The organism is Paenibacillus lautus NBRC 15380, from assembly GCF_004000945.1.
GTDB classification, from domain to species: Bacteria; Bacillota; Bacilli; order Paenibacillales; family Paenibacillaceae; genus Paenibacillus_AQ; species Paenibacillus_AQ lautus.
In genome coordinates this window covers 180,874-207,416 of record NZ_BIMF01000010.1, presented here as the reverse complement: position 1 = coordinate 207,416, position 26,543 = coordinate 180,874, and the positions used below count along the sequence as shown (strand labels likewise).

Sequence of the window (26,543 nt, the reverse complement as noted above, 5' to 3'; positions counted from 1 at the left end):
CTTTTTTTAGCCAAGAAATGCATCACGGACACGATTCCAGAACGGGAACGGTCGATAGCGTGCAAAACTGACCTGCTGTTCCGCTACTTGACAGCGGACGGATACGAGGTCGTCAATCGAGATATTCACATGATCGATAGTAAGCAGCAGACGCTGTTCTTTACGCGAGAATATATCACAGTGATGATGCTTGGGCAGAAGCAGCGGTGAGCCCAGCGTACGGAAAATCCGATTGTTAATCGAGGCGATTTCCGCGATCTGCAGAGCATCGATGGAAGGATGCACCATCGCTCCGCCGACACTTTTGTTATAGGCCGTGCTTCCGGACGGCGTAGACACGCAGATCCCGTCTCCTCGGAACATTTCAAAGGTTACATCGTTGATGTCAATCTGCGCGACAACGGTACCGTCAACGCCTTTAAGCGTAAATTCGTTTAAGGCAATGTAAGAGGACGTTCCTGATTTTTTATGAATTTCCAGTTGAACCAGGGGGTACTTGACGAGGCGCGGCTTCACGTTGCCGTGTTCGCCTTCTCCGCTCATATGATCAATTAGCTCTGTCAGTTCATCGGCCTTCCAATCAGCATAGAATCCCAAGTGGCCCGTGTGGACACCGACAAAAGCGAGGTCAGGAATACGGTCAATAAAAGTATGGAAAGCATGCAGCATCGTACCGTCTCCGCCGATCGAGACCACAATCTCCGGAGATTCTGCATCCAGCACAAACCCCCGCTGTTCCGCCAGCTTGTGAAACTGCTGGGTCAGCTCGACAGACAATGGGTCACCGCGGTCCAGAACATAATATCTCAAGTTGATAAGCTCCTTTGTAAGGTTATATAAAGATGATAATCAATCTTGGAGAAGAACACAATGTTCACCTTGGGAATTTGCGGATTTTCTGCTGCAGTCCTCGAATGATCTGAATAAACAACGCAACCGCAATCAGGAAACCGAGCAGGATGCAGAAAGCCGCCATAATATGGGTATACCCGTTTAGGGCGGAATCCGAAACAGCCGGCAGCGCCATGGTCGGTATCGAAGATCCCATGACACTTCTCCACAGCAGCAATACAGCGATCGCGGCAATCACACCATGGATCAGTCTTGCAATGACAAAAGGGAAATATCTGAGGTTGGTAGAGTTCAGGATGCTGATGATCTGGGCATGAACGGACAAACCGCCCCATGACAATATAAAGGCAGCCGCGGCCGCTTTGTATGGCAATGGAATTGCAGCTCCCGCTTCCCCGGCATATCGAGCACCGAGTGTGACCTCAAACAATCCGCCTACGATGGCAGTGGATAAAGATTCAGGCATCCCAACTAGAGATAACAGCAAACTGATAACCTCGGTTAGCGCAGGCATAACGCCGGCGCGGGTCCAAAGTTCAAGAAACACGGAGAAGAAAACCACGAGCCCGCCGACAACGATAATAAGCTGAAGCGATGACTGTATCGCTTGTCTTAACAAGGTGCCGAGATCCCGGCCATCCTGCTCGCGCGCAGCATGCATGGCGTGCAGGGCGGACCTGAGCCTGCTTGTCTTAGCCTGGGACAGGCGAAGTGAGTCGGTTGTTGTTTTGGATTCATGTCTGCCATGAAATCTCATAATCAACCCCACAAGGAAACCTCCGCCATAATGGGACAAGGCAAGGATCAAACCGATCTTGGGGTCATGAAAGAAGCCGATGGAGACCGCTCCAATTAAAAATATAGGGTCAGAAGAGGTGGTGAAAGCAACAAGCCGCTCACCTTCCTCCCGGTTTACCATTTTTTGTTCCCAAAGCTTGGCGGTTAATTTGGCACCGACCGGGTATCCTGAAACATATCCCATTGCTGCAACGAATCCTCCTGCGCCCGGAATACGAAACAACGGTCTCATTAAAGGATCCAGGAGGGTGCCAATCAGGTGCACCACGCCAAACCCCAGCAGCACCTCTGAAATAACAAAAAACGGGAACAGGGAAGGGAACAGCACGTCCCACCATATCGACAGGCCACGGAGTGCCGATTGAAGCGCCGCTTCAGGAAATAAAGCCATTAGAACAATCACGCTGAGCAGTGCCGTCACGAGCATGAGCCAGCCCATTTTTTTCATGGTCATAATAAGGAATACGCCCCCTGGCATCGATGTGAATGATAGAAATATAGGTCCGTTGTTAAAAATCTATGCAGGTTATAGGACAAACAGTATAAAAAACATGAGAAAGCGGTTACATTTGTGCTTTATTTTCGGGGATATTGTGCTATAATAAAAAACATCAAAGCACATCTTTCGTATTATGTTTGGATGGAGTGATGATCATGAGCATAGTCGCAGGTATCCTAGTATGCGCCTTCGTTTATGTTATACGTGCTTCTCTCGTCCAGAGTGAAGAGGACTGGCGCAGTTATTAATAAGTTCTAAAAGGTGCTAACCATTGCTTAGCGCCTTTTTTTGTTGTTTTTTGCTATAATGGATAGGTACATCCAATCAAAAGCGAATCATAAAAACAGATGGGAGATTAGCGGATATGAATCCGAACTTAAGCATCTATGATAACCTCGGGGGTGCCGAGGGTGTACGTTCGCTCGTCGAAGCGTTTTATCCGAGAGTGCAGCAAAACGAGCTCCTTTCCCCATTGTTTCCGGAAGATATTATGCCGGTGATGGAGAAGCAATATATGTTCTTGAGCCAGTTTTTTGGAGGGCCTGCCTTGTTCTCGGAAGCATTCGGACATCCGATGATGCGGGCCAGGCACATGAAATTCCCGATTACGGATCGTCATGCCGAAGAATGGCTTGGCTGCATGGCAGGAGCCCTAATCGAAATTGGCGTGGAGGATGAATTACGTGATTTTGTGCTGCAGCGTCTGTCCGGCCCCGCCCACCATTTCGTGAATACTCCTTAGTGCCATAGACCTACATCTAAACAGGAATTAGAGGCGAATGAAGGGATGGCGAATGGCGTGAAATTGGAACCCTTGTATTCCATCAAGGTGGTTTGTGCGCACTGTGAGCATGAATATGTAACATCCAGGGTGAGACCCAGCTTTAAAAAGGCATACCGTACAGATACGGATTTTTGCGCTTATTATAAATCGGAGAATCCCGATTTTTACGTAGTGCGGATCTGTCCTGAATGCGGTTTTGCCTCCACGGAAAACTCGACCCTGAAATTGAACGAACGGCAGAAGTCGCTCTTTTACGAGCAAGTCGGATGCCGCTGGGAGAAGAGGGAAATGGGCGGGTCCCGCAATCTGGAGGATGCTCTGGAGTCGTACAAGCTGGCTCTCCTCTGCGCGCAAGTGATCGGGGAGCGGGATCGCATTGTGGCCAGCCTGCTGCATCATATCGCTTGGCTGTACCGATATCAGGGTAACGAGGATCAAGAGAAGCGGTTTTTGAGTTATAGCCTGGAATCCTATATCCGAGTGTTTGAGCTGGAAGGGGTTGGGGCGAATGATGCTAGGTTGCTGTATCTGATCGGGGAGATCCATCGCAGGCTGGGACAGTTTCAGGAGGCGGTTCAATGGTTCTCCAGAGTGGTCCAGGATGACAAGATTATGGATGCCGCGATGATACGCGCATCCAGAGAGCAATGGAAGCTCATATCCGAGCAGATACGGGAGCAGAAGAACGCGGCACTCCAGGCGGAGTCCTAAAGCAAACAGCCCGCTGAAGGGTGGGTCAGCAGGCTGTTGGATATGCACGTATAGGCGAAACTCATGCTATACGTTGAAGTCAGCGTAATCGCTGATCCGTGAGCAAGTAGTCGATGTCGCTGTCCAGCACGGTTACTTTGTTGTGGCAGCAGGGGAAGATCAGCAGCTTCTTTTTCCCTTCCCTTACGCTTATCAGCTCTTTGGGTTTCATCGGCAGCAATACATTGTCGGTTCCGCAGAATGGGCAGCTGTGTACATACACGTCGTTTCCAACGACATCATAAGGCCAAGTATTGGAAAAAGGAATCATGAGTTCTCCGATGATGGGGACTCATCGTCTTTTTTTGTTGCAGTCGCTTCCTCATTCTTGGCAAGCTCGGCAATTTTCTGCATTAATATATGCTGAGGCATATGCATCAGCTGTTCCAGCGGAACGCCCAACTGCTTGGACAATGTAACCGCCGTCTCCGGTGATATTTGCAAAGGTCTCATGGCTTCTAGCTCCTCCAGCAGTAAATTGGTTGTAGCAGTGATAACATAAATTGAGTTATATATAGTTATACACTTTTCCCTAAGTCCACACAAATGATATTCCGCTTGAATTCATATTTTATTTAGAAAGGTGATGAATGATCGATGGCACTTCAACAAACTTGGGATTTGGAATCGATATTTCCCGGAGGCTCTTCCTCACCGCAGCTCGTGAGCTTTCTTGAGGCTCTTGAGCAGGATGTACATAATCTTCAGCAAGCCGTTAAAGCATTAACCGTTCCGGAAACCATGGAGGGCGCATCCAGCCTTGAACGCTTCCTTGAGCAGTTCCAGAGTGCCTATGCCCGTATCCGCGAAGTCTCTGCATTCGTGGGCTGCCTGACCGCGCAGAATGTGAATGACAAGAAGGCGGTTCAATTATCCGGACGGGTAACTTCGTTGTCCGCGACCCTGCAATCGGTTAAGAACCAATTCGATAACGTTCTTCGTGGTATGAATGACGAGCTCTGGACCGCTTGGACCGGTACGGATAAGGTGTCCGAGCTTGATTTCGTATTGAACGAAAGCCGTAATCTTGCGAAAGATAAGATGAGTCCTGAGTTAGAGAGTTTGGCTCTGTCGCTTGGCGTAGACGGTTATCATGGATGGGGAGAGTTCTACGATACCATCGTTAAGAAAATCCAAATTCCATATGAGGAAGACGGTAAAACGGTCATGCTGTCCGCAGGACAGGCGTTCAATAAAATGCATGATCCTCGCCGGGAAGTACGTCAATCCATGTTTGAGAAGTGGGAGCAGGCATGGGGAGACTCCGCCGATTACTGTGCGGATACTCTTAACCATTTATCCGGCTACCGCCTGAAGCTGTACGAGAACCGCGGCTGGGATGATGTCTTGAAGGAGCCGCTTGCGATTGGCCGGATGAGCCGCGAGACCTTGGATACCATGTGGGCCGTCATCCAGGACACGAAGTCGGTGCTTGTGGAGTACCTAAACCGCAAAGCGAAGCTGCTCGGTCTGGAAGGCTTGTCTTGGACGGATGTAGATGCCCCGCTGCGCACTTCCGCAACCAAAATCTCATATGACGATGCCGCGGTTAACATTGTGGAGCAATTCCGTAAGTTTAGCCCGAGATTGGCGGATTTCTCGCAAATGGCGTTTGACAAGAGCTGGATTGAGGTCGAGGATCGTCCCGGCAAGCGACCTGGCGGTTTCTGTACTTCCTTCCCGGCCAGCGGCCAGACCCGGATCTTCATGACGTTTGGCGGAACGGCTTCGAACGTTTCGACTCTTGCGCATGAGCTGGGCCATGCCTACCATCAGCATCTGATGGGCGGAATTCCGGTGCTTAACCAGAAGTATGCGATGAATGTTGCCGAGACGGCATCTACTTTTGCCGAAATGATTGTTTTTGATGCGATGGTGAAGGGCGCAGGCAGCGAAGAAGAAAAGCTGGCTCTGCTGGAAGAGAAAATTCAGAACAGCGTAGCCTTCTTTATGAATATTCATGCACGTTTCTTGTTCGAAACCCGCTTCTATGACAAACGGAAGAGCGGTCTGCTCAGCAGCGAGGAAATTTCGGAATTGATGGTGGAGGCGCAAAAGGAAGCCTACTGTGATGCTCTGACAACGTACCATCCGCATTTCTGGGCATCCAAGCTTCATTTCTATATTACGGGCACGCCGTTCTACAATTTCCCGTACACCTTCGGTTATATGTTCAGTACGGGCCTCTACGTTCGGGCATTGGAAGAAGGTCCGACCTTTGCGGATAAATATGATGCCCTGCTTCGCGACACCGGCATAATGTCCGTGGAGAATCTGGCGAAGAAACATCTGAATGTGGATCTGACCCAGCGCGATTTCTGGCAAAGTGCGGCTGATTCCTGCGTATCCGATATTAGACAATTCTTGCAAATGACAGAACATATGGCGTGAATTGTTGATTTTCATCGGAAATACAGATAAAAGAATTTGCTAGAGGACTTTTGCCTCCCAATACATGCAAATTCCAACCTATGAAGAAGCCCCTTGGGGCTTCTTTTTTTGTCGTAAAAGATTGAAAGTTGACGCAAAAAAGGAGCCGAAAACTAAATTATTTGTGCAATTTTAGTAATAAATACCCAAATGTGTTGAATATTGTTGATCCATTGATTCCTTTACCCTATAATGAGTCATAAGCCCTAATAATAGGGAGGATTTACTAATAAAGGAGGGAGAAGAGATGGTAAAACTAGATCAATTATCACTGGCTAGACAATTGGACATCGTGTTTAAAGAGCTGGAAGAAGAGTTGGGAGGTCTAAGTTCAGGGACAGTATTTGTACAAATACGAAACAATGTAATTGGTAAATTTGGCATACGGCATAATCCATTGGCTGGGCGTAACGGGGTCATAGCTCCACTTGAGGAGGGGCTAAGTGAAGCTCAACAATTCTCTTTTCGTACGATGGCGCTTGAAAGTCTGAAGCATAAACGCCACTGGACACACGGCGAAATCAGTTATGAATTTATGGTACGACAGGGCATTGTCGTCGTAGATGCTGTACTTGAATCCAACTATAACATGGCCAACTTGATGATTCGGTACCCTCGTAATACATATGCCGAAGCTGCTTCGGAATCCTGAAATCATTTATCATATAGAACATATAACGAAAGAGGCGATCTTTGGGGAGAAGATCGCCTCTTTCTAATTACGGCTGGAGGGAAGAGATGCGAATTACAGGTTCGAACGACCCGATAATTGCTGCTCAGCCAATTGTACCAGACGTTTGGTGATGTAACCTCCCAATGAACCTGTTTCACGGGAAGTATAGTTACCCATGTAACCGTCTTGAGGAAGCGTCACACCCAGTTCCTGAGCAGCTTCTACTTTCAATTGTTGAAGAGCTGCAGTTGCTTGAGGTACGACAAGATTGTTAGAAGAACGACCTTGAGCCATGTCATGTCACCTCCTTTGATGTTGTATGTGGATATTATGACTGAATCCTAGGAATCTCATTCGTGCTTGAGGCAGATCATTCGTTGGTAAAATTATCCGAATCACTAAAACGGCCATTTATCTTAGACAAACAAGAGCAGCCCTTTGAAATCAAAGGGCTGCTCTTGTTGAAACATTAAGTATATAAAGATTATAGGGTTCGCATGGAATGGCTGAATTACCCTTACTCCGCCTCTGGTGGCGTTTTTTGGATGCTGATCTGGGTATTCAGGTCCACGGTCTGTCCCGGTTCCAGATGAATCAGTCCGGTTTCTTCGTTCGGCAGATTCAAATTTGGTGCGTTCGGAAGCCAGGTATATGGCTCGATGCAGAGGAATTCCTCCGCGACGCCTTTTGTATAAAGCACCCAGTGCTTGAAAAAGGCACGGTCTGCCGAATAATGAATTTGATAACCGTCATCCCGTTGAAGCATGGCTTCGGCTGGTTTGCCCTCTGGGATTTTCAATATCGTGTCAAGGTCGGCTTCCTTCAGGTTTAGTCCGGAATTCAGATGTTCCAGATGGCCAAGCGGTGAAAGATCTCCGGTTGGAATCAGTTCATTATTCAAGGTGTAAATGCCCTCTACAGGCAGATCCAGCGTCCAGCGCTGCGGTTCACCATCGAGCAGGAACCACGTATGGTAACCCATGCCGAACGGGACAGGGCTGGAACCCAGATTCGTTACACGAAGACTCTGCGAGAAGCGGGTCTCCTGAAGGCGGAAGGTCATTTCCAGCTTCAGCGGTACTGGGAATTGGGCAATCCATTTCGGATCATCCGATGATATGAACTCTGTCGAAACGGCGCACCCATCATCCTCTTCCTCTATGTCGCTGACACACCAAGCCTGTGATCGGTGGAGACCGTGAATATGATTGTCGTTCGCGGTATTTTGATCAAATTGATACGATGTTCCGCCGTACTCAAAATGGCCTTTGGAAATTCGGCCTGGCGGAATGAGCATCGGGATGCCGAAGTGGTATGGCTTCTGAAGATAGAAGGCAAGCTCACTTTCATCTGGTTTTCGGAGGATTTCGCGTGAATTTTCAAGGTCTTTGATTCCAATGACATTGTTACCAAGACGAGGAAGGAGAGTCACTTCAAGACGGCCGCTGTTTAAAATATAGGTGTCGTAACCATTCCACTGGCCTTTGGTCACTTGATTCATATCGATGCTCCTTTACTAACGAAAATCATGGTCTGGACGATTAACCACATCATAACAGATTTTTGCGGAAAGGGTAAAAGAAATGCTTCAAAACATTGGGCGACTTGATTCTAAAATGGAATTGACAAGGCAGAGCAAGAGTTTTATCATTGCATGTAATAGTGATCCAAAAATGATTGAAACACGATGACAAGGACAAGTAAGCAGGTGCGGCCCATCCTTCAGAAAGCCGGTGGTTGATGTGAACCGGTGGATCCGCTTTGCTGAATGGACCTTTGAGTGCTAGGCTGAACAGGGATTATACTGTTATTCCTTAATATGCCGGCCGGGTATTCTCCGTTACAAGAATGGAAGGCTGCAGTTTAAGTATTAGAGTTACTGCAGCGAATAAGGGTGGCACCACGGTCTCACGTCCCTTGCGGATGTGAGGCCTTTTTGCGTTCATATATGTTCCCCTGAGCGGGGCAGACTTTGGATTAAAATATTTAAATAAATGGAGGGCAAGTCATGAAAACTGTATTATCGGGAATTCAGCCGAGCGGCAATTTGACGCTGGGCAACTACATCGGAGCCATTAAAAATTTTGTTAAGCTCCAAGACGAGCATGATTGTTACTTTATGGTTGTCGATCTGCATGCCATTACGGTACCCCAGGAGCCAAGCTCGCTCCGAGATCGCTCCGAATCGGTGGCGGCACTGTACGTAGCAGCCGGTATCGACCCGAATCGTGCCAATATCTTCTTGCAGTCCCATGTTCCTCAGCATGCCGAGCTCGGATGGATTATGACAACGATGGTAAATATGGGCGAATTGGAACGGATGACGCAATTCAAGGACAAATCGGAAGGTAAAGATTCCGTAGGAGCCGGTTTGTTTGTCTATCCAGCGCTCATGGCTGCAGATATATTGCTGTATAATGCCAATCTGGTACCGGTAGGAGATGATCAGAAGCAGCATTTGGAAATCACGCGCGATTTAGCTGCACGGTTCAATCATCGGTTCGGTTCCTATTTCAATATTCCGGAACCGTTCATTCCGGAAGTAGGCGCACGAATTATGTCGCTGGATGATGCTTCTAAAAAGATGAGCAAGAGTAATCCGGTTGAGGGCAGTTATATTGCGATGCTGGATACGCCGGACCAAATCCGCAAAAAAATCAGCCGGGCTACAACCGACTCCGGAGCCGAAGTGGTCTATGACCCGTCCGCTAAACCAGAGGTTAGCAATCTGATGAGCATCTACTCGGAGTGCGCTGGGGTGTCCTTGCAGGAAGTACAGGCGCGTTTTGAAGGAAAGATGTACGGGGCATTCAAAAAGGAGCTTGGCGAAGTTGTAGTAGCCGCTCTGGAACCACTTCAAAACAGATACTACGAAATTCGCCAAACCGGTGAAATTCATGACATTCTGGCCAAGGGAGCAGAGCAGGCACAGAAGACTGCAGCTCAAATACTGGATGGCGTCAAGGACAAAATGGGCTTTCTGGCTCCTAAATAAGCAGGGTTCTTCCTAAGAAGGCCTGCGTTTGGATTTGATAATGAATCCCCAGCCTATGTTGAGAATGGAGAGTAGAGCCAGACCGACAGCCAGAAATCCGTTGTAGCTGATGGATATGGCGGAAGCGGTCAGCAGGACGATCGAAGAGACCGCAAACCATAGGGATAAGCCTTTACTCATATGAAAAAAACCTCCAAAGATAAAAATTAAAAAAATACGTATAACGTTGCAAGAAGGAGCCATAATAAGTTTGCAAGCTTGCACTGGAATAACAGACATTCAGTGAAGGGAGATATTTAATATGGCACGCCGCAGCAACAATTTGGTTGTACCTCAAGCTACTGCAGCATTACAACGTTTGAAACTCGAGGCTGCTCAAGAACTAGGCGTAACGATTCCTCAGGACGGTTACTATGGTAACTATACTTCCCGTGAAACAGGATCCCTGGGTGGATACATTACAAAACGTTTGGTACAGCAAGCAGAACAGGCTCTTTCGGGGTCTGGCCGCACGCTGTAATCTCTTTTTCATAACGTGAGTATGGAAGCCCGGAGCGCTATGATTGCGCTCCGGGCTTTGTATTCATATTAAGGATTCGACACCCACCTTTGCTACATAGACAAATTGTGCCTTAAACAACGGCATAACGTCAAGATTATATCGCTTCCAAATGTCACTGAATTGTCATATAGATGGAACGAATTCCGAATGATTGCTAAACACTTTTTACTAATGATATGATAAACTTTATAGCGGAGGCAGTACTTCCTCCATAACGACAGATACAAGGAGGAACGTTTACACGTGGATAATCACTTGAGATACCAGGCTCCTTCAGAATCCGCAGCACTTGCCTCGGCAGCGCCTGCACCTCCCGATAAGGCGGGGACTTGGAAAGATTTTATCACGGTGACGAAACCCGGAATCATCCGGTCAAATTTGATAGCGGCTTTTGCCGGATTTTGGCTAGCATCGCGTTGGGATATCCAATTTGGATTGATGATTATGACACTTCTCGGAACCGTGCTTGTTATGGCTTCGTCCTGTGTTTTTAATAACTATTTCGACAGAGAGCTCGATATGAAGATGGAGCGTACACGGAATCGTTCACTTCCAACCGGACGGCTGACACCTAAGGTTGTTCTTTGGTATGCCATCATTCTTGGAATCGTTGGACTAGCCATGTTATTCCTGTTCTCAGGGGTATTGGCAGGTATATTCGGAGCGATCGGAATGTTCGTATACGTTGTGGTATACACATTATGGTTAAAGCGGTCATCAACATGGAGCACATCGGTAGGCGCTATTTCCGGAGCGATGCCTCCGGTGATCGGCTATGTGGCCGTAACAGGAAGCGTAGATATGGCAGCGGTTTTGCTGTTCGCTCTACTGTTTCTCTGGCAGCCCCCGCATTTCTGGGCGCTGGGCATTCGCCGCGTTGAAGAGTACCGCGCAGCAGGCTTCCCGTTGTTGCCGGTCGTAAAAGGAATTAAACGCACAAAGTATCAGATGATTCCTTACCTGGTACTTCTTATACCGATCCCCATCCTGATGTACACGTATGGGTATGCCGGTATATTCTTTCTGGTTATCGGACTCCTTCTGGCGATTTGGTGGCTCTACGCCGCACTCCAAGGTTTCCGTGCCAAGGACGATGAAGCTTGGTCCAAAAAAGTATTTATTATCTCCATCAACTACTTGACCTTGAGCCTGATCGTTCTCATACTCAATACCACCTTTTAATAGGTGGAAGGGCTTTAATGCTGCACTAAACCTGACAAGAACAGGGATTGCCTGAGACGAAGGGAGAACGGGGAAGGTCATGAATGCATTCAAACGTTACAAATGGACTTGGGTACTACTCGCTGTATGCGTAATAGCAGCTATTTACCTGGTGTACAACTCGCTAGGATTCGGAAAAGAAAAGTTTCCTATCGTTCGTGAGGTTGCCGCTTACTCCATGGAGAATGTGGATGGAAAGACGATCACATCGGACGATACCAAAGGCAAGGTAAAGCTCATGTACTTCTATTTCACCAGCTGCCCGGATGTATGCCCGATTACGACATTGGTTCTTTCGCAAATACAGGAAGACTTGAAGAAAGAGGGCCTCTTCGGAAAAGAGGTTAACTTCGTGTCCATCTCCTTTGACCCGGAAACCGATACGAAAGAGAAGATTAAGGAGTTTGGGGACCGCTTCTATGCTGATTATAACGGCTGGTACTTCCTTCGCGGAGATCAGGAGGAAACGCGGAAGCTGATGCAGGATTCTTTCAAAATCCCGCTGCTCGGCAATAACTCGACGAATTTTACGCATGGCAATTCCATTGCATTGGTTGACCGGAATAACAATATTCGGAAGACCTATAATGCAGCAGACCCGGCCCAAGTGAAGACCGAGGATATTGTGAAGGACATTAGGACCTTAATTAAGGAATAACTTATAGGTAAAACCAAAAGGCGCGCTCTATCGTTAAAGATGGAGGACGCCTTTTTTTATTTAAATAGGGATTTCGGATGTATATACGTTGTGAATGAGATCTTGACAAATTAGACAAGGTTCATCAGAACTCAGCAGGAAGCGGGTAAATGATGAACTCTTCCAGCCCGGCCTTCTCTAACTGGGCAATCAGGTATTCGTCAGGCGTTCCTTCAACCCCGGCGTATCCCCGGCGTGTATAAATGTGTTCGGCATCAGGAAAGACGTCGCGCAGGGCACCGCGAATTTTTTTGCCGGAGCTGTCGTTATCCATAAAAAGATACACCTCTTGATCCTTCACCTGTTTATGAAGGCTTTCCAGCTTGGCGGTGTTTAACGTTCCGAATGTGCACAGGATGGTTATATCCGATGTCAGCAATCGGCGTAGTCGGCTCCGGTCGTTCTTGCCCTCTACAATGAGGAATATCGGCATCTTTTTCACCTCTGTCATGATACGGAGATCCTTGGCGGCATTCCCCGGGAAATGATAACCTGCCGTCGAATGATGGTTGTGTCGAATGGTGTATGTATAGTGTAACTTGTTTTTTATCGATCATGCAAAGCAGGCAAAATAAAACGGCCATCCACTGGATGGCCGTAACAAGGTTAACCCATGTATTCTAGTAGAAACAGCTCAGGATGATGACGAGCAGAATATACAATACAAGAACCATCCCTACAGAATTTCCATGGCCTCCTGTATGACAATGTTTATGATGATGAACATGACTCATGATTACTTCACCCCTTGGTTAGATGTCCGTGGTCATTTGCCACACTGTATCTTATGTGGATTTACCCATATGGATTGTGTATTGGCCCATTCGCATCTTTTTGGGCGCTGGCTCAAGCCCGGTACAGCTTCATTAAACGGTTGAGATTGGGGTTTCTGGTGAGATGGCTGTTAAAGGTGCTTCACGATTGCGTTTGGGGAGCAGCAGGAGCACGGTCATCAGCATCAGAAACGCGATAAAATAAGGGGACACCACCGTTCGGAGCTGTCCAGCCGCAATAGGACCTACAAAGGAACCCAGCGACATGGCGATGGATTGCAATGAGAATACTTTCCCGAGTCTGCCTCCGCCGCTTAGCTCAATGAAGAGTGAAGATAATGCCGGAAACAGCAATCCTTTAGCAAGCCCCAGTGCAAACAGGATAATCATAATCGGTACCTGATGAGCTGCAGCGAGGGCGTAGAAGCAAATAGCCAGCCCCAGTACGCCGACGGCCACTCTGATATGGGGCGCATAACGATTGAGAAACAGCATGCTTAATGTGACCAATGCTCCAAGACTAATGACGGAGAATAGAAGTCCGGTGGACATAATGCTGGCCAGCCCGCTTTCCCGCAGCGGTATTTCAAAGAACAGGATTCCTTGAGAGCATGCGATAGCAAACGGGATCAAATATAAGCGCAAACTAAAAGGAAGCCGCGCCGGTGTCCCATTGTTGATCGGCACAGCCTGCCCCTTATCTTTAGCGGTGGCTGACAGAGGCTTCGGGAGACTGAGAAACGCCATCAAGCCGGTAAAAATCAAAAGCCAGCCCAGACTCTGGAATGTACCGGAAAATCCTGCTTTGGCTACAATGAAAGCTCCGGCGGCCGGGGACAAGACAGAGGCAAGGGTGTGGACCACGCCATGACCGGACATATATTTGCCTTGCGTAACTGGATCCCGGGAGAGTGACGCAAGCAGTGCCAGACAGGCAGGTGACAAAAAGGCCAAGACGAAACCGCTGATCGAGCGGAGCACGAGCAGCTGCCAGGGCAATTGGACATGAGCCTGGAGGAGCAGAATAACACCAGCAGCGGTTAAGCTGAAAATAATGTAGCGTCTGCTGCCGTGCCGATCGATCAGATTGCCTGCAAGCAGATTGCCAGGCAGATGGGTTAAAGCATAAATGCCCATCATCCAGCCGATGAACGTGGGGGCTGCGCCAAGGGAGATGGCAAAGGGCGTCAGTACAGGATACTGAGCATGCAAATCAAAAAACGCCAGAAACAAAAACATATAGAGCCATAAAGCGGTTTTCAATATGGCACCCTCCTATCCGGCAAAAGTTGATATGTTACTACTACTTGTACGTTCGAAAGGGCAAGCTTATACCTTTTTGTGAAAAGACCCGGTTGGCTGACAGCTTTGCGGGGTATCATGTATAATTAATAAGACGGCCCTGAACCGCCGTTTTTGAAACGATGAACGGGAGTGAATTGAATTGGATACTCAGGTCTGGATTGAATTTCTCAAACAAAACTGGCTGGTCATTGCCATCGCCTTAATTGTCTTGTTTATTGTGCTGAATGTGGTGAGAACCGTTATTAAGTGGGCGCTTGCCGTACTCATCATCGTGGGATTGCTGGTGTACAGCGGAATTTCCCTCGATAAAATCGGCGAGGTTGTAACCACGGTGAAGGAAGAAACGGTGGATACGATAAAAAAAGAAGCGCTGAACATGATGATGAAAGAAGCGAAGGAAGCGAAATATACTTCGAATGGGGACGGTACCTACTCCATTAAAGCTCCCAATCTGGAGCTGAAAGGAAGTTCTGGTTCCGAAGAGGTTGAAGTGACGTTCCGCGGTGTTTCGGTAGGAAAGTGGGATATCAACGATACGATTCAGAGCTTTATCGATGATGCCAAGAGCAATACGACCTCGAAATAAAAAGATGAGACGCAATCGGAAGCGATGTACGAGGGCAGCAGCTTTATAGTACTGCAGCTCGCTACATCGGTTGACAAGACATCATGGGGAGAGGAGGGGATACCGTTGATGTCGGCATGGAAGGATAGTGTGCTGAGTGGGAACGGAATCACCATCTTGCTGCTGCTGATTGTGGCTTTTTCACTATTGCAGGGATGGAGTCGCGGAGCCTCCCGGTCAGCCGGGAAGCTTGTTTTTTTTCTGGGGGATGCGGTGCTGCGCCTGGTCGGGCTTGCGATCTCCGTTCCTTTTACATTATGGTTATCGCCAAAAGCAGGCGATTGGCTGGGCACGGTCTCCACTTTACCGAATCGAGAGCTGCGCTTCTGGGAACAGGTTTATTATACAGCCGTAAAATCGCTGGCGGATTTCCCGCTGCTGCGGTTTGCGGTGCTGTTTATGTTAAGTTACGCCCTTATCGTATTTATGCTGCGTCTGCTCGTTTCCCTGATCATGGGAGGCAGGCTGGGACTTTTCGGAACGAGAAAAGATACCTCGGCATCACTGCTGAGCCGGCTAACAGGTGCTGGAATTGGTGTCATCATGGGAGCTGCGCGGAGCATTATTGTCATTGCGATCTTATTCATCTACGTCAGTCTGAATCCCGATCACGGCTTTAGCCGGTATGTTGAGGCTTCACCGGTTTATCAGCAGGGAGCGAGGGCTGTAATAGAGCCTTTGTCGGGTTCTCTCGTCCGCGAGAAGCTGCCAGTGTTTACCCAATCGGTTCAGGAAGAATTGAATGGGATCATTCAGCGGAAGTATGAGGTCATCGACCACAAGATTCCCGAGGGCATTGAGCAGACGGCAGCCCATGTCGCGAAGGGCGCGTCAACCGATGAAGAGAAAGCGCGAAAGCTCTATGATTGGGTTGGCAGCCGGATCGCATATGATCACGACAAAGTGACGCTGTATGAAGAGCAGCGGATATGGAAAGAGCAGACACCACAGGATACGTACGATACAAAGTTAGGCGTGTGCATTGATTATGCCCGGCTGTATGCCATGATGGCCCGGTCCCAGGATCTGAAAGTCCGGGTCGTAACCGGCAGGGGATATAATGGACAAGGCGGTTATGGTCCGCATGCCTGGAATGAGGTCTACTTGAGTGAAGAGAAGCGGTGGATACCCCTGGACCCGACCTGGGCACAGAGCGGCAATTGGTTTAACCCGCCGCGCTTCAACGAGACGCATATTAAAGAGCAAGTGTTTTGATCGGTGTATGGATATGGAGAAGGGCGGACTTTTGAGCAAGGGAAGTCCGCCCTTGCCTATCAGGAGGGCCCTTCCAGATGAAGTGGGGGGGCGTTTATGTTAATATGGGTTTATGTGATTGTGGATAAAGGGGAGAAGCATACGTGAAAGGGTTTAGGCCGGATAAGCGCAAACAAGAAGAACAAGATGCCGGCAGTCAGTTTAACTTGCGGGTTAATCTATTTTTTTTCAGCACTTTTATCATATTCTGTGTCATTATTATACGTCTTGCTATACTGCAGTTTGTTGAAGGGCCTGAGCTAAAAGAGCTCGAAACCGGTGGGCAGGTTAAAAATTTCCCGCTTCAGCCGATCCGGGGCAGCATCATCGATGCTTCCGGAACGCCGCTTGCATACTCGACACCCTCCCAAGCATTGTATTTAACGCTGTTAAAGGATTACAGTTCATCCGAACGAGGGAAGAAGAATCGTCCGGAGATCGAAAAGCTGGCCGAGGAAATGGTCAAGGTCTTCGAACAGTATGGTGATCCAAAAGCCGAAAAGTTGACGGTAGATGATGTGATCAAAGCGATGGACCTGGAATTTAACAAGCAGCCGGGTTATGAGCCGAGACGCATTAAGGCAGATCTCTCGACCAAAGAAGTGGCTTACTTTATGGAGCATAAGAATGAGTATCCTGGGGTCGAGGTCGTGGAAGAGAGCCAGCGCCAATACAACCCGGACAAAATTGCCGTTCAAACGATTGGTTATTTGAAAGAGTTCCGCGGCATTAAGACACTGGATAAATATAAGGAGATCGATGAGCAGAACAAGAAGCAAAAGGATCCGGGACTCATCTACACGGAGCAGGAGAAGGTCGGCGTAGACGGACTCGAAATGATGTTCCAGGATGAGCTGCGCGGCAAGAACGGATACATCGGCATTCCGATTAATCCGCAGAACATGGCGGACGGGGTGCCGACCATGATCGCCCCGGAGAAGGGTTACAATATTCATACGACGATCCATAAGGATATTCAGAAGGTTACACAGCAGGCGATCATCGATCAGTTGAAATGGCTTCATACTAATACGGTTTCCGGTAAAACACATCCGAATGCGCAAACGGGTTATGCCGTAGCGATGGAAGTGGATACCGGGAACATTGTCGCCATGGCCAGTATGCCGGATTATGACCCGAATGTGTGGGAGAATGGAACCGATGATTGGGAAACCGTCATGAAGTATTACGGCAACGGAACGATCTCTCCATACAGTTCCGGTCGATCCGGCAACAATCTGGAATCGGTTGTGCTGCTCGGCTCCACCATGAAACCTTTGACGGTATTGATTGGACTTAATGAAAAATTGTTCGGACCGAACGATTATTATTATGATGGCGGTGCAGCATTTTTCGGTAAAGATAATACGAGAGTTCGGAACTCAGGCGGTAAAGCCTATGGATCTTTGAATGCCCGACAAGCGATCGAGCATTCCTCCAACGCCTTTATGGTTGACTGGATCGGGGAACGACTGTATAACAAATACGGCTCCGAATCCGTTAGAATATGGGATGAATACATGAGGGAATTCGGGCTTGGGGTATCTACCGAATCCGGCCTGCCGAAGGAGCATAAAGGAATCATCGAGTATACCAATATCGAGCAGGCGGGAAGTTATCTGGCTGCCATGGCATACGCTTCATTCGGACAGTCCGGTAAATATACGACGCTCCAATTGGCACAGTATGCCAGCACGCTTGCCAATCGGGGAGAACGCATTCGGCCTCAGCTTGCGAGCAAGATTGTGGATCAGGACGGCAATGTGATCAAGGAATTCAAACGCGAGGTATTGAATAAAGCGGAATTCCCGCAGCAGTACTGGAATGAAGTCATTGCAGGGATGAATACGCAGGGACTTCGAGCTTTTGAAGATTTTAAATATGATTTTGCACGGAAGACAGGAACATCCGAGCAGGATATTTATAAAAACGGTACTCGGATCCGGGTGGAAAACGGGGTGTTCATCGCCTTTGCACCACGGCAAAATCCGAAGCTGGCTGTCGCTGTCGTCATACCGGAAGCAGGCTTCGGTTCCCAGAGTGCCGCGCCGGTTGCCCGCAAAATTTTCGATGCGTATGACGAAATTTACGGACTCGACGGTACGCCTCACCCTAAAAAAACCGAGGGTGGAAATGAGGATGGCAGTTCCAACGAATAATAGGAAACAGTAAAACGGCAGCCAATAGCCCTGCAGGGTTGGCTGCCGTTTTTTATCCGTTACACATGGGAGTCCGGGGCCTTGTCTGCCACCAGATTCAGGACAACGTTAAACTCCAGCAGCGCTTTGAGTCCGCAGAGGACCATGGTGTATCCTCCCATGGAATCCATAGCTCTCTGCACCATTTCATCCGCACTGCCTGTAAATCCGGAGTGGGTAATGGCAACGAAGGTCTCATGACCGCCGCGTGACGTGAATGTCCACTCGGTTTTGGTTTGGTCCGAAGACTCGATCGCGATGCGGCGGTTCACTTCAATATGTTGAACGTACACGTCATCATGTACCCCATACATCTCCCAATCCCAGCGGATATGACGGCCTTCCTCAAGCTTGCCGCTGCTTTTGGTAAACCAGAACTTGGTTGTGATCTCAGGGTCGATGAAAGCCTCGAATACTTGGGCTACCGGTCTTCGAATCAGCATTTCTGCCGTTACGACGGGGTTCTCATTGAGTTTGGTCATATGATTTTTATGACTCCTTTCGGGGTTGTCTTAGTAAGTATCGTAGCATAAAGGAAATCATATTCTTTCTTTTACATTGCTCATTCATTTCAAGGGTCGTGTGATTTGTTCGAGCTCTTGGGGAATCCTACTTGATCCTAGGCTTTTCCTCAGTTTTGGCCCGTCTGGGGGCTGCTATTCATGAGGGATGTTTTGGCGACCTGCCTTTTGTGGTAAAATGTCGTTATGTTTGCTTGTGATTCGTAAGGGGGTTAATACCATGAAACATAAATATCGATTGTTGGCACTGGATATGGACGGTACGCTGCTGCGGGACGATCATGAGGTGTCCGAGGAAACCGTGAAGTGGATCAAAGAGGCGGTACGGCACGGCATTCATGTCTGCCTCTCGACAGGCCGGCCGTTTCAGGATGCTTATCCGTATGCCAAGCAGCTTGAACTGACGACACCGATGGTAACGGTGAACGGCGGGGAGGTATGGCGCGCGCCATATGAATTGCACCGCCGGGCGCTGCTCGACAGCAAGCTTGTGGAGCAAATGCATGCACTTGCCATTGAAACCGGATCATGGTTCTGGGCGTATTCAGTAGAAAGATTGTATAACTCTGAGAACTGGATCGGCGATGTCGCGAATCAGGAGTGGCTGAAGTTCGGTTACACCACGAATGATCATGAGGTACGCCACAACATTCTGATGCGCCTGCAGGATATGGGTGGACTGGAGATCACGAACTCCTCGCCGGATAACCTGGAAATCAATCCGCTCGGCGTTAACAAAGCGACCGGAATCGGACAGGTGTGCGAGCTGCTCGGAATCAGCATGTCTGAGGTCGTAGCCGTAGGGGACAGCTTGAACGACCTGGCTGTGATTCAGCAGGCCGGACTCGGCGTGGCCATGGGCAATGCCCAGCAGACGGTAAAGGATGAAGCGGACCTTGTGGTTTCCAGCAACAATGAGGACGGTATCGTTGAAGTCATCAGGGATCATATTTTGATCGAAGGGTGAGATGTTGATGGACGTATTGGGCTGGATTATCGTCATCGCTCTGTTTATCATTGGGATGGCCGGGGCGATTTACCCTATTCTGCCGGGGGTTATCGCCATTTACCTGGCGCTGTTTGTTTACGGCTGGTTCTTTACATTCGAGCATTACAATACATGGTTCTGGATTATTCAGACGATCATTCTGGTGGTGCTGTTCATTGCCGATTATGCGGTTAACGCCTGGGGAGTTAAGAAGCTTGGCGGTTCCAAAGCCTCGATATGGGGCAGCACCATCGGACTGATTATCGGACCGTTCGTTATACCCGCTTTTGGATTGATTATCGGACCGTTCCTCGGGGCGTTTCTGGGTGAAATGCTGGCAGGCTCGGGACCGAGCAAATCCATGAAGGTTGGTTTCGGATCGGTCATTGGATTGTTCAGCAGCATTGTGGTGAAGGTTATTTTACAGCTCGCGATGATTGTTATTTTCTTCATTTGGATTTTCTAATAGACGCTTAGGAATCGCTGTAAGAGGCGCTTTGGAGGAGAAAGAAGGGTAGGGTTTTGTCAAAGAAAGAGTCATTTATTAAAGGCACCATCATCTTGGCCGCTGCTGCGCTGGTAGCCCGGGTGCTGGGCCTTGCTCAGCGGGTGCCCCTGGAGCATATGCTGAATGATATTGGGGATGCCTCATTTACGATCGCCAATAACGTATATTTAATGCTGTTAACGGTAGCAACGGCCGGCATTCCCAGCACGCTCAGTAAAATGGTATCCGAGCGTCATGCTTTGAACAAGCCTGCGGAGGCCCGGCGTGTCTATCATGCTGCACTTATTTTTGCCGGAGCAGCGGGTGTTGTCATGACGCTGCTGCTTTATTTCGGAGCTCCTTATTATGCGACCCATATTGCTAAGCAGCCGGAGGCAGCCGCGGCCATTCAGGCACTCGCCCCAGCGCTGCTGCTGTTCCCAGCCATCGCCATGATGCGGGGATACTTCCAAGGGCGCAATAATATGACGGCTGGCGGGATATCGCAGATTATCGAGCAGATTGCACGCGTTCTGACAGCGATCGGCCTGGCCTACATGCTGCTGCGGATGGGATACGACGATACCTGGATCGCGGCCGGTGCCTCCTTCGGGGGCGTACTCGGCAGTATCGGAGCATTTGCCGTCATGCTGTACTTCACGGTAAAACTTCGCCGAAGTGATCGTGAGCTCAAGATGCCGGCGGCGGACCGCTCCATTCCGCTTGGCGGGATATACCGGGATATATTCACGATGTCTATACCGATTGTGCTGTCTTCCCTGGCGGTTCCGGCTGTGAACTTCATTGACAGCTCCATCGTGAAGCCGCTGTTGATTGGGCAGGTTGGTCTGGGACAAGCCACCGCAGCCCTCGCGGTATTGGGAAACCGGGCGCAGAGCGTCGCGGGGATTCCGCCGATTCTAGCCATTGCCCTTAGCACCTCGCTCATTCCGATCATCTCTGCCGCTTTTGCGAAGAAAGATCAGGAGCATTTGGAACAACAAGTGACGCTGGCTATGCGTATTGCCATTTTGACAGGGATGCCGATGGTGATTGCGCTATGCGTGGCCTCCTATTCCATCAACGGTTTACTGTTTAGTTCCTTGGGCGGCAGCGGGATTATTGGATTTCTGACGTTCGGTACGATTTTCCAGATCACGATGATGACTACAAATTCCATTCTTCTTGGAATCGGCAAGGCCAAGCTCTCGATGATTCACGTGATGATCGGAGTTGTGGTCAAGCTTGCCGCCAGCTTCCTGCTTGCTCCGTTCTTTGGGATCTACGGTATCATTGGGAGCACGGCTCTTTGTTTCCTTGTCATTACGATACTGAATATAAGATCGATTAAAGCGATTGTATCCTTCTCCATCCTGGGCAAACGCTGGACGGGCTTCGTACTGACGGTGCTTGCCGCCGGTGGAATCGGATATGGCCTGAATCTGGCCGGTATTCAGATGGTTGATGTCATGCCGGCACGGTTGGCATTCCTGCTGACTTGCCTGGTTGTAGGCGTGGCCGTGGTCATTATATATCTTGTCCTGCTGGTGGTGTTTGGCGTATTGCGCCAATCGGAGCTGAGCAGTTACCCGCGTCTTTTGCAGAAGGTGTTCCGTCCGCTTATGAGACTGCAGCCTGCACGTATGCGGGAGCGGGGATAAAGACATAGACACTGAAGCGTTTTGAAAAAACGCACATCGGAAGCATAAGCTTCGGTGCTGAAAATCGACCTTTTTGAACACGCACTTATAATGTGAATAGAACGGAACGGAGACCATTCTTGCAGTATCGGGACGGTCTCTTTTCATTTTAATGCCGCCGCTCGAACTGATCAGACACATCATGGACGATGGAGGTTTTCTCCAGAGCGGCCCGATGGGCGTGGGTGATATCCGGCAGCAGCGGCCGTAACGGTTTGCGGATATGCCTGAACATCGCGCGGCCCTGATACCAGTCGTACCGGGGAATCGGCTCGGGAGTTTCATCCTCCCAGATCTCCTCAAGATGAGGGCTATACAGACGCTGGCCACCCGGGAGCCATTCCGATGTGATGAGGTCAAATCCCTCGTGGCCATGATTCATGGCTTGCTCAAGGGTCGGCGTAAATAAGGCCGGCCAATAGTCGGCGCGCGATCCCTGGTGCTTGGTGGACCGTGCGAATGCCAGTACGGCGCGGTATATCTCCTCATATCCAAATAATAAAGCATACAGCGAACGGCCTGCCTTGATCCGAATGGACAGGTCGTCAAACTTGGGTAGGGTAAGTCCGGCCAGCGGCCTGGCTGGGGAAAGGGGCTTTTGGGCAGGGCTTGCGCCCGACTCCGTTCGATGGACTTGGCCCAGCGGAAACACGATTTGATTCAACCGGGTCAGCTCATGCAACCGAAAGAAGGGATCCTGCAGAATATGCTGTCGGTAAAAAGGATGTCTCGCCACACGCCCCTCAATATAATTCTGTTCATTAATGATGAGACCCACCGTAAGCAGCGAACTGCCCTGATCCTGCCAGAACTGCTCCCAGAACGGTGTCATGAATGATGAAACATGAAAGTGGGGGAGCAAATGAAATAGGGGCTTGCCTTTTTTTCGACTGTGTATATAGAGAAGCAGCTGGGGGTAGGCGTCCTGGAAGATCAGCGCATTGCAGCGTTCCAAGAAACGATACAAATTGCTCTTGAATGTCGGATCCATGAGATCCGACATCAATCCGCCCTTCAGATCGCTCATATTCCACCCGGCATTACGTGAGACCATATGGGCCAGCAAGGCCCAATGCAGCTCAGGGTGTGACACATAACAGTCCAAATAGGCTTGCGTACGAGTCACATTGCTGCGATTGGCTTCGGCTGCGGCCTCTTGAATATGATGAATCAGCTCCTGCTCATCTTGAGATAGCTGAACATCTGCACCTGGCTCATGAATCCGAATGTCGCTATACCCTTGAATAGAAGGGAACGGAAACGGGGAAACGCTCTGCTGCAGATAGGGATGAGAGGAGAGAATGTTCTTGAGCTGCCTGCGAATCGTTCTAACGGCTGTGGGATCCCATTGCAATTCATGTCTGCTTGTCCGGAGTTTTAAGGAGAATCTCCACGATGCGATCATCCCCAACCATGATTCTGTCAGGGCTTGCGGAAGGGTTGCCGTCCATGACCGTACGTCCTTGCTCAGGTTTTTTTTATCTTTGACTCCGTTCGAGTGCATTCGGGGTCACCTGCACTTTCTAATGGTTAATCCCAGCCTGTGAACATCATAATGTCAGTATGCTCTAAAATTTGACTTCCACTCAACATTTTGATTCACTAAGGGTGAAGGAATTCGACGTAAAGGGGAGATAATCAATGGAAAAAATCACTTCAGAAACAGAATTTCAGGTTGCAATCCAGTCTCCGCGACTGACTGTTGCCGTATTTAAAGCAGACTGGTGCGGCGATTGCAAGTTTATCGATCCATTCATGCCGGAGGTTGAGACGAAGTTCTCAAACCAATTGACTCTGGTAGAGGTTGACGTCGATGCTGTGGGTGACGTGAGTCAGCAGCAAAATATTTTGGGGATCCCCAGCTTTGTTGCATATTCCGATGGACGTGAGCTGGTTCGCTACGTTAACAAACTCCGCAAATCGCGCGAGGAGATTGAAGATTTCCTGCAGCGTGCCGTGGACGTATACAGTACGATTCATAAGTAAGAGTGACCATAGCACCGCCGCCTTGATCTATAACTGGCGGCGGTGTTGTTTTACATATCGGATAGAGGTAGGGCTACGAAGTCAAGTACCTGCATCATGAAGGTTTTTCTCATTTTTGAACATTTTGTCACAATCGCTCAAGTGACCGTAGCCGTAGAATCAGGTATAATGAAATGTGGACTGTGTACGATGCGATCCTGTAAAGGTTTAAATAGTGAATATGAGCAGCAGGTGAGATAAGTGAATGATAAACAATTAAAATGGCTGAGCTACATAACATGCTTAATTATGTTCTGCGCGACGTTCGGGGGCATGGTTGTGACAAAGACGGGCTCGGGACTCGGTTGTGGTCAGGAATGGCCGCTGTGCAATGGTAAATTTGTTCCCGCTTACACGGTATCCTCCATGATTGAGTATTCCCACCGGGCTGTCAGCGGAATGGCGGGTTTGGCGGCGCTGGCTTCGCTGATTGCGTTCTGGAAGTACAAGCGGGATCGCCGGGATTTGATGGCTTATGTTATCGGGACCTCGGTATTCGTCGTGGTGCAGGCGATCATGGGGGCGCTAGCGGTGGTTAAGCCTCAATCGGCTGCGATTATGGCGCTGCATTTTGGCTTCTCGCTAATTGCTTTTGCGAGCTCCGTCATGCTGGCCCTGGGTATGCGGCGGGTAGAACAGGCGAAGGGGCCCGTAGACTTGGAGCGTCTGCCTCGGGTAAGCAAGGGTTTCCGTAATCTAGTCTGGGGCACAACCCTGTATAGCTATATCGTCGTTTACATTGGTGCATTCGTTAGCCACACCGATTCCCGGGAAGGCTGCTCCGGCTGGCCGCTGTGTAACGGGGAAGTGATCCCGGAGCTGAGCGGTGGAGTCGGCATCGCTTTTATGCACCGGGTGGCAGCGCTTCTGCTGCTGATCGTGGTGGCGGTGATGGGGCATTTTGCATATTGGCGCAACCGCGACAACCGGGAGATACAGATGCTGGGCATCTCGGCAACCGTGCTCTGTCTGCTGCAGGTGTTTAGCGGCGCCCTCATTATGGCAACGATGCATAACGAGGAGGTTTACGTATTCTCCGCACTGGGACATACACTGCTGATCTCGGCCTTATTCGGCGTACTCTGTTATTTAAGTGTCCGGGTATGGCAGCTTAGCAAGCCGCTTGAAGCTGAAATGCGGCCGGGTCATAACATGCCTCGTGAAAAGATCGTATAAGTAAAGAAGCAAAAACCATGAAACAAAGAGATCGAATGTAAGGCAACATATGTAAGCAAAGTCCCCGAGCCAGCGTTCGAGGGCTTTGTTGTATAGAGAGGGAATTGATATACCAACCGTCCAACCGTCCGTTCAACCTGTCCGATTTCAGGGAGAGGCACGAAGCGGTACTGGAAACGTTTGATTCGGCAGCGGATTTGTTTATATTTATTAAGATTGACGAAGCCGATATCCCGGGGATATCTCAAGTCGCTCCATTCTGTGGGGGTTGTCTGGTCGTTTCGTGGGCATTCTATGAGAACGATCCTCTGGTCATTGACACACGAATGAAACCGGGATACCCGGATGAGTTATTCCCGCGTGAGGATATCGTGAAGACGGTTAAACGCGGTGGAATCACTATTTTGACAAATAGCGGTCCAAGAAGAACCAAGATTAATTTGATGACGCGAGGGGGTACCGCCATGCTTCGAATGTTACTTGGGGAACAGCCCCGGCACAATAACGGACTGCTTGAGGAAGCCATCGAATCGATGGTCAAGACAACTCGGCTGCTGCAGAAGGAAATGGAGAAAGATCAGGATCCGACGCATGACTTTCGTAAGCTTGAGATTTGGACCCGGGGGTTGATCGTTTCCCTGGATGAGCTGGAACAGAGCTGGAATGCGGCAAGGCATTTCAGTCAATCGGTCAAATCGGGTTACATCGATGACATGTCGATTCAGGAGCAAGGGGAATATCAACGATATGTGTATTTTTACAAAAACGGCTTCATACGCGTATTCTCGATCCTTGACAAGCTGGGGACGGTGTTGAACGATTTGTACGATCTTCATACCTCCAAGGTGAAGGCACATTTCTCTTATTTTACGGTCCTGCGGCAGTTTAAATTCCTGAAGGCCCACGGAGAGCTGGCCAAAGAGCTGGAAGCGATCAAGGAACGTTACAAAACACCGCTGAACACACTTCGGAAACGGCGCAACGCTGAAATCCATTACATGAACTCCGAGATGCAGGATGATTTATGGCAGCGTCATCAAGGGCTGTCGGACAAGATTGAGCTGGAGGATATCGATCAGCACCTGGACGATCTCAAACAGGGTGTCGATATGGTATGCCGGAGTCTAGCGGCTTCTTATAAATATACGAACGAACTGTGGGGGAAAAATGGAGTCAGGGCTTAGGCACAAAATCGCCATGAAATTCCTTTTGACAAAAACCTGAAAAGAA

28 protein-coding genes and 1 other annotated feature are annotated in these 26,543 nt (G+C 49.2%); of the genes, 17 read left to right on the top strand and 11 right to left on the bottom strand.

From position 1 onward, the window contains the following. Nucleotides 1-6: 6 nt before the first annotated feature. Together PLA01S_RS18765 and spoVV are read right to left on the bottom strand one after the other, a co-directional pair. Nucleotides 7-810 (bottom strand): NAD kinase, encoded by an 804-nt coding sequence (locus tag PLA01S_RS18765; protein WP_009591431.1) that lies wholly within the window; start codon nt 808-810, stop codon nt 7-9. Nucleotides 811-874: 64 nt separating this feature from the next. Then, nucleotides 875-2,104, bottom strand: coding sequence for a dipicolinic acid transporter SpoVV (gene spoVV / locus PLA01S_RS18760; protein WP_127593510.1), 1,230 nt, complete (start codon nt 2,102-2,104; stop codon nt 875-877). A gap of 409 nt (nt 2,105-2,513) precedes the next feature. On the opposite strand from spoVV, the gene PLA01S_RS18755 reads away from it, so the two are divergent. Both PLA01S_RS18755 and PLA01S_RS18750 read left to right on the top strand, forming a co-directional pair. Further along, a complete protein-coding gene (locus tag PLA01S_RS18755) occupies nt 2,514-2,891 on the top strand; it encodes a globin domain-containing protein (protein WP_071222368.1) in 378 nt (125 codons plus the stop codon). A 57-nt stretch (nt 2,892-2,948) separates the two neighbouring features. Then, a complete protein-coding gene (locus tag PLA01S_RS18750; RefSeq protein WP_243390836.1) occupies nt 2,949-3,644 on the top strand; it encodes a DUF2225 domain-containing protein in 696 nt (231 codons plus the stop codon). Nucleotides 3,645-3,723: 79 nt separating this feature from the next. Here the strand turns inward: PLA01S_RS18750 and PLA01S_RS18745 are convergent, their stop codons facing one another. Both PLA01S_RS18745 and PLA01S_RS18740 read right to left on the bottom strand, forming a co-directional pair. After that, nucleotides 3,724-3,954 carry a hypothetical protein gene (locus PLA01S_RS18745; protein ID WP_071222370.1) on the bottom strand — a complete coding sequence of 77 codons (231 nt, stop codon included), beginning with the start codon at nt 3,952-3,954 and terminating at the stop codon, nt 3,724-3,726. Then, complete coding sequence (locus PLA01S_RS18740) at nt 3,951-4,136, bottom strand: YycC family protein (RefSeq protein WP_100539252.1); 186 nt, start codon at nt 4,134-4,136, stop codon at nt 3,951-3,953. The genes PLA01S_RS18745 and PLA01S_RS18740 overlap by 4 nt, the downstream gene beginning before the upstream one ends. 144 nt (nt 4,137-4,280) lie before the next feature. Here PLA01S_RS18740 and PLA01S_RS18735 point away from each other — a divergent pair, with 144 nt between their 5' ends. Both PLA01S_RS18735 and PLA01S_RS18730 read left to right on the top strand, forming a co-directional pair. After that, nucleotides 4,281-6,074 carry a M3 family oligoendopeptidase gene (locus tag PLA01S_RS18735; RefSeq protein ID WP_127593509.1) on the top strand — a complete coding sequence of 598 codons (1,794 nt, stop codon included), beginning with the start codon at nt 4,281-4,283 and terminating at the stop codon, nt 6,072-6,074. Between the two features lie 286 nt (nt 6,075-6,360). Continuing rightward, nucleotides 6,361-6,765 carry an O-methyltransferase gene (locus PLA01S_RS18730; protein ID WP_071222373.1) on the top strand — a complete coding sequence of 135 codons (405 nt, stop codon included), beginning with the start codon at nt 6,361-6,363 and terminating at the stop codon, nt 6,763-6,765. Between the two features lie 93 nt (nt 6,766-6,858). Here PLA01S_RS18730 and PLA01S_RS18725 read toward each other — a convergent pair whose 3' ends face one another. Together PLA01S_RS18725 and PLA01S_RS18720 are read right to left on the bottom strand one after the other, a co-directional pair. Next, entirely contained in the window at nt 6,859-7,080 is a 222-nt protein-coding gene (locus PLA01S_RS18725; protein ID WP_007131961.1) for an alpha/beta-type small acid-soluble spore protein, read from the bottom strand. A 223-nt stretch (nt 7,081-7,303) separates the two neighbouring features. Continuing rightward, nucleotides 7,304-8,287: an aldose 1-epimerase gene (locus PLA01S_RS18720; RefSeq protein ID WP_127593508.1), complete on the bottom strand. Its 984-nt coding sequence runs from the start codon at nt 8,285-8,287 to the stop codon at nt 7,304-7,306. A gap of 177 nt (nt 8,288-8,464) precedes the next feature. Further along, nucleotides 8,465-8,707: a binding site (T-box leader), on the top strand. Nucleotides 8,708-8,794: 87 nt separating this feature from the next. Here PLA01S_RS18720 and trpS point away from each other — a divergent pair. Further along, nucleotides 8,795-9,781, top strand: coding sequence for a tryptophan--tRNA ligase (trpS, locus tag PLA01S_RS18715; protein WP_100539248.1), 987 nt, complete (start codon nt 8,795-8,797; stop codon nt 9,779-9,781). A gap of 12 nt (nt 9,782-9,793) precedes the next feature. On the opposite strand, the gene PLA01S_RS32050 is transcribed toward trpS, so the two are convergent. Then, the gene (locus tag PLA01S_RS32050; protein WP_164817467.1) at nt 9,794-9,961 is read right to left on the bottom strand and encodes a hypothetical protein; all 168 of its coding nucleotides are present in this window, start codon (nt 9,959-9,961) and stop codon (nt 9,794-9,796) included. Between the two features lie 121 nt (nt 9,962-10,082). Between PLA01S_RS32050 and PLA01S_RS18710 the strand changes: the two genes are divergently transcribed. The 3 genes from PLA01S_RS18710 to PLA01S_RS18700 all read left to right on the top strand — a co-directional run bounded on the left by PLA01S_RS18710 (nt 10,083) and on the right by PLA01S_RS18700 (nt 12,222). Further along, on the top strand, nt 10,083-10,301 hold the full coding sequence (locus PLA01S_RS18710) for an alpha/beta-type small acid-soluble spore protein (RefSeq protein WP_015737431.1): 219 nt from the start codon (nt 10,083-10,085) through the stop codon (nt 10,299-10,301). Nucleotides 10,302-10,586: 285 nt separating this feature from the next. Beyond that, nucleotides 10,587-11,525 carry a heme o synthase gene (cyoE, locus tag PLA01S_RS18705; RefSeq protein ID WP_127593507.1) on the top strand — a complete coding sequence of 313 codons (939 nt, stop codon included), beginning with the start codon at nt 10,587-10,589 and terminating at the stop codon, nt 11,523-11,525. 79 nt (nt 11,526-11,604) lie between these two features. Then, nucleotides 11,605-12,222: an SCO family protein gene (locus tag PLA01S_RS18700; RefSeq protein WP_127593506.1), complete on the top strand. Its 618-nt coding sequence runs from the start codon at nt 11,605-11,607 to the stop codon at nt 12,220-12,222. A 124-nt stretch (nt 12,223-12,346) separates the two neighbouring features. Here PLA01S_RS18700 and PLA01S_RS18695 read toward each other — a convergent pair whose 3' ends face one another. Next, nucleotides 12,347-12,694 (bottom strand): toprim domain-containing protein, encoded by a 348-nt coding sequence (locus PLA01S_RS18695; RefSeq protein WP_127593529.1) that lies wholly within the window; start codon nt 12,692-12,694, stop codon nt 12,347-12,349. Nucleotides 12,695-13,127: 433 nt separating this feature from the next. Continuing rightward, nucleotides 13,128-14,297 (bottom strand): MFS transporter, encoded by a 1,170-nt coding sequence (locus PLA01S_RS18690; protein WP_127593505.1) that lies wholly within the window; start codon nt 14,295-14,297, stop codon nt 13,128-13,130. Between the two features lie 181 nt (nt 14,298-14,478). Between PLA01S_RS18690 and PLA01S_RS18685 the strand changes: the two genes are divergently transcribed. From PLA01S_RS18685 to PLA01S_RS18675, 3 genes are all read left to right on the top strand, one after another. Next, on the top strand, nt 14,479-14,925 hold the full coding sequence (locus tag PLA01S_RS18685) for a hypothetical protein (RefSeq protein ID WP_127593504.1): 447 nt from the start codon (nt 14,479-14,481) through the stop codon (nt 14,923-14,925). 105 nt (nt 14,926-15,030) lie between these two features. Beyond that, a complete protein-coding gene (locus PLA01S_RS18680; protein WP_127593503.1) occupies nt 15,031-16,179 on the top strand; it encodes a transglutaminase domain-containing protein in 1,149 nt (382 codons plus the stop codon). 143 nt (nt 16,180-16,322) lie between these two features. Then, a complete protein-coding gene (locus PLA01S_RS18675) occupies nt 16,323-18,377 on the top strand; it encodes a peptidoglycan D,D-transpeptidase FtsI family protein (protein ID WP_127593502.1) in 2,055 nt (684 codons plus the stop codon). A 59-nt stretch (nt 18,378-18,436) separates the two neighbouring features. Here the strand turns inward: PLA01S_RS18675 and PLA01S_RS18670 are convergent, their stop codons facing one another. Continuing rightward, nucleotides 18,437-18,898 carry an SRPBCC family protein gene (locus PLA01S_RS18670; RefSeq protein ID WP_127593501.1) on the bottom strand — a complete coding sequence of 154 codons (462 nt, stop codon included), beginning with the start codon at nt 18,896-18,898 and terminating at the stop codon, nt 18,437-18,439. A gap of 259 nt (nt 18,899-19,157) precedes the next feature. Between PLA01S_RS18670 and PLA01S_RS18665 the strand changes: the two genes are divergently transcribed. The 3 genes from PLA01S_RS18665 to PLA01S_RS18655 are packed head-to-tail and all read left to right on the top strand — an operon-like array spanning nt 19,158 to nt 22,073. Further along, nucleotides 19,158-19,904 carry a Cof-type HAD-IIB family hydrolase gene (locus tag PLA01S_RS18665; RefSeq protein ID WP_100539240.1) on the top strand — a complete coding sequence of 249 codons (747 nt, stop codon included), beginning with the start codon at nt 19,158-19,160 and terminating at the stop codon, nt 19,902-19,904. 7 nt (nt 19,905-19,911) lie between these two features. After that, nucleotides 19,912-20,391 carry a DUF456 domain-containing protein gene (locus tag PLA01S_RS18660; protein WP_127593500.1) on the top strand — a complete coding sequence of 160 codons (480 nt, stop codon included), beginning with the start codon at nt 19,912-19,914 and terminating at the stop codon, nt 20,389-20,391. A 56-nt stretch (nt 20,392-20,447) separates the two neighbouring features. Continuing rightward, nucleotides 20,448-22,073, top strand: coding sequence for a putative polysaccharide biosynthesis protein (locus tag PLA01S_RS18655; protein ID WP_127593499.1), 1,626 nt, complete (start codon nt 20,448-20,450; stop codon nt 22,071-22,073). A 148-nt stretch (nt 22,074-22,221) separates the two neighbouring features. On the opposite strand, the gene PLA01S_RS18650 is transcribed toward PLA01S_RS18655, so the two are convergent. Then, nucleotides 22,222-23,616 (bottom strand): DUF2515 family protein, encoded by a 1,395-nt coding sequence (locus PLA01S_RS18650; RefSeq protein ID WP_164817466.1) that lies wholly within the window; start codon nt 23,614-23,616, stop codon nt 22,222-22,224. Between the two features lie 137 nt (nt 23,617-23,753). Here PLA01S_RS18650 and PLA01S_RS18645 point away from each other — a divergent pair, with 137 nt between their 5' ends. The 3 genes from PLA01S_RS18645 (at nt 23,754) to PLA01S_RS18630 (ending at nt 26,497) form a co-directional block, all read left to right on the top strand. Continuing rightward, nucleotides 23,754-24,098 (top strand): thioredoxin family protein, encoded by a 345-nt coding sequence (locus tag PLA01S_RS18645; RefSeq protein ID WP_127593498.1) that lies wholly within the window; start codon nt 23,754-23,756, stop codon nt 24,096-24,098. A gap of 240 nt (nt 24,099-24,338) precedes the next feature. Further along, nucleotides 24,339-25,313, top strand: coding sequence for a COX15/CtaA family protein (locus tag PLA01S_RS18640; protein WP_127593497.1), 975 nt, complete (start codon nt 24,339-24,341; stop codon nt 25,311-25,313). Between the two features lie 464 nt (nt 25,314-25,777). Continuing rightward, nucleotides 25,778-26,497, top strand: coding sequence for a Cthe_2314 family HEPN domain-containing protein (locus PLA01S_RS18630; protein ID WP_127593496.1), 720 nt, complete (start codon nt 25,778-25,780; stop codon nt 26,495-26,497). Nucleotides 26,498-26,543 lie beyond the last annotated feature (46 nt).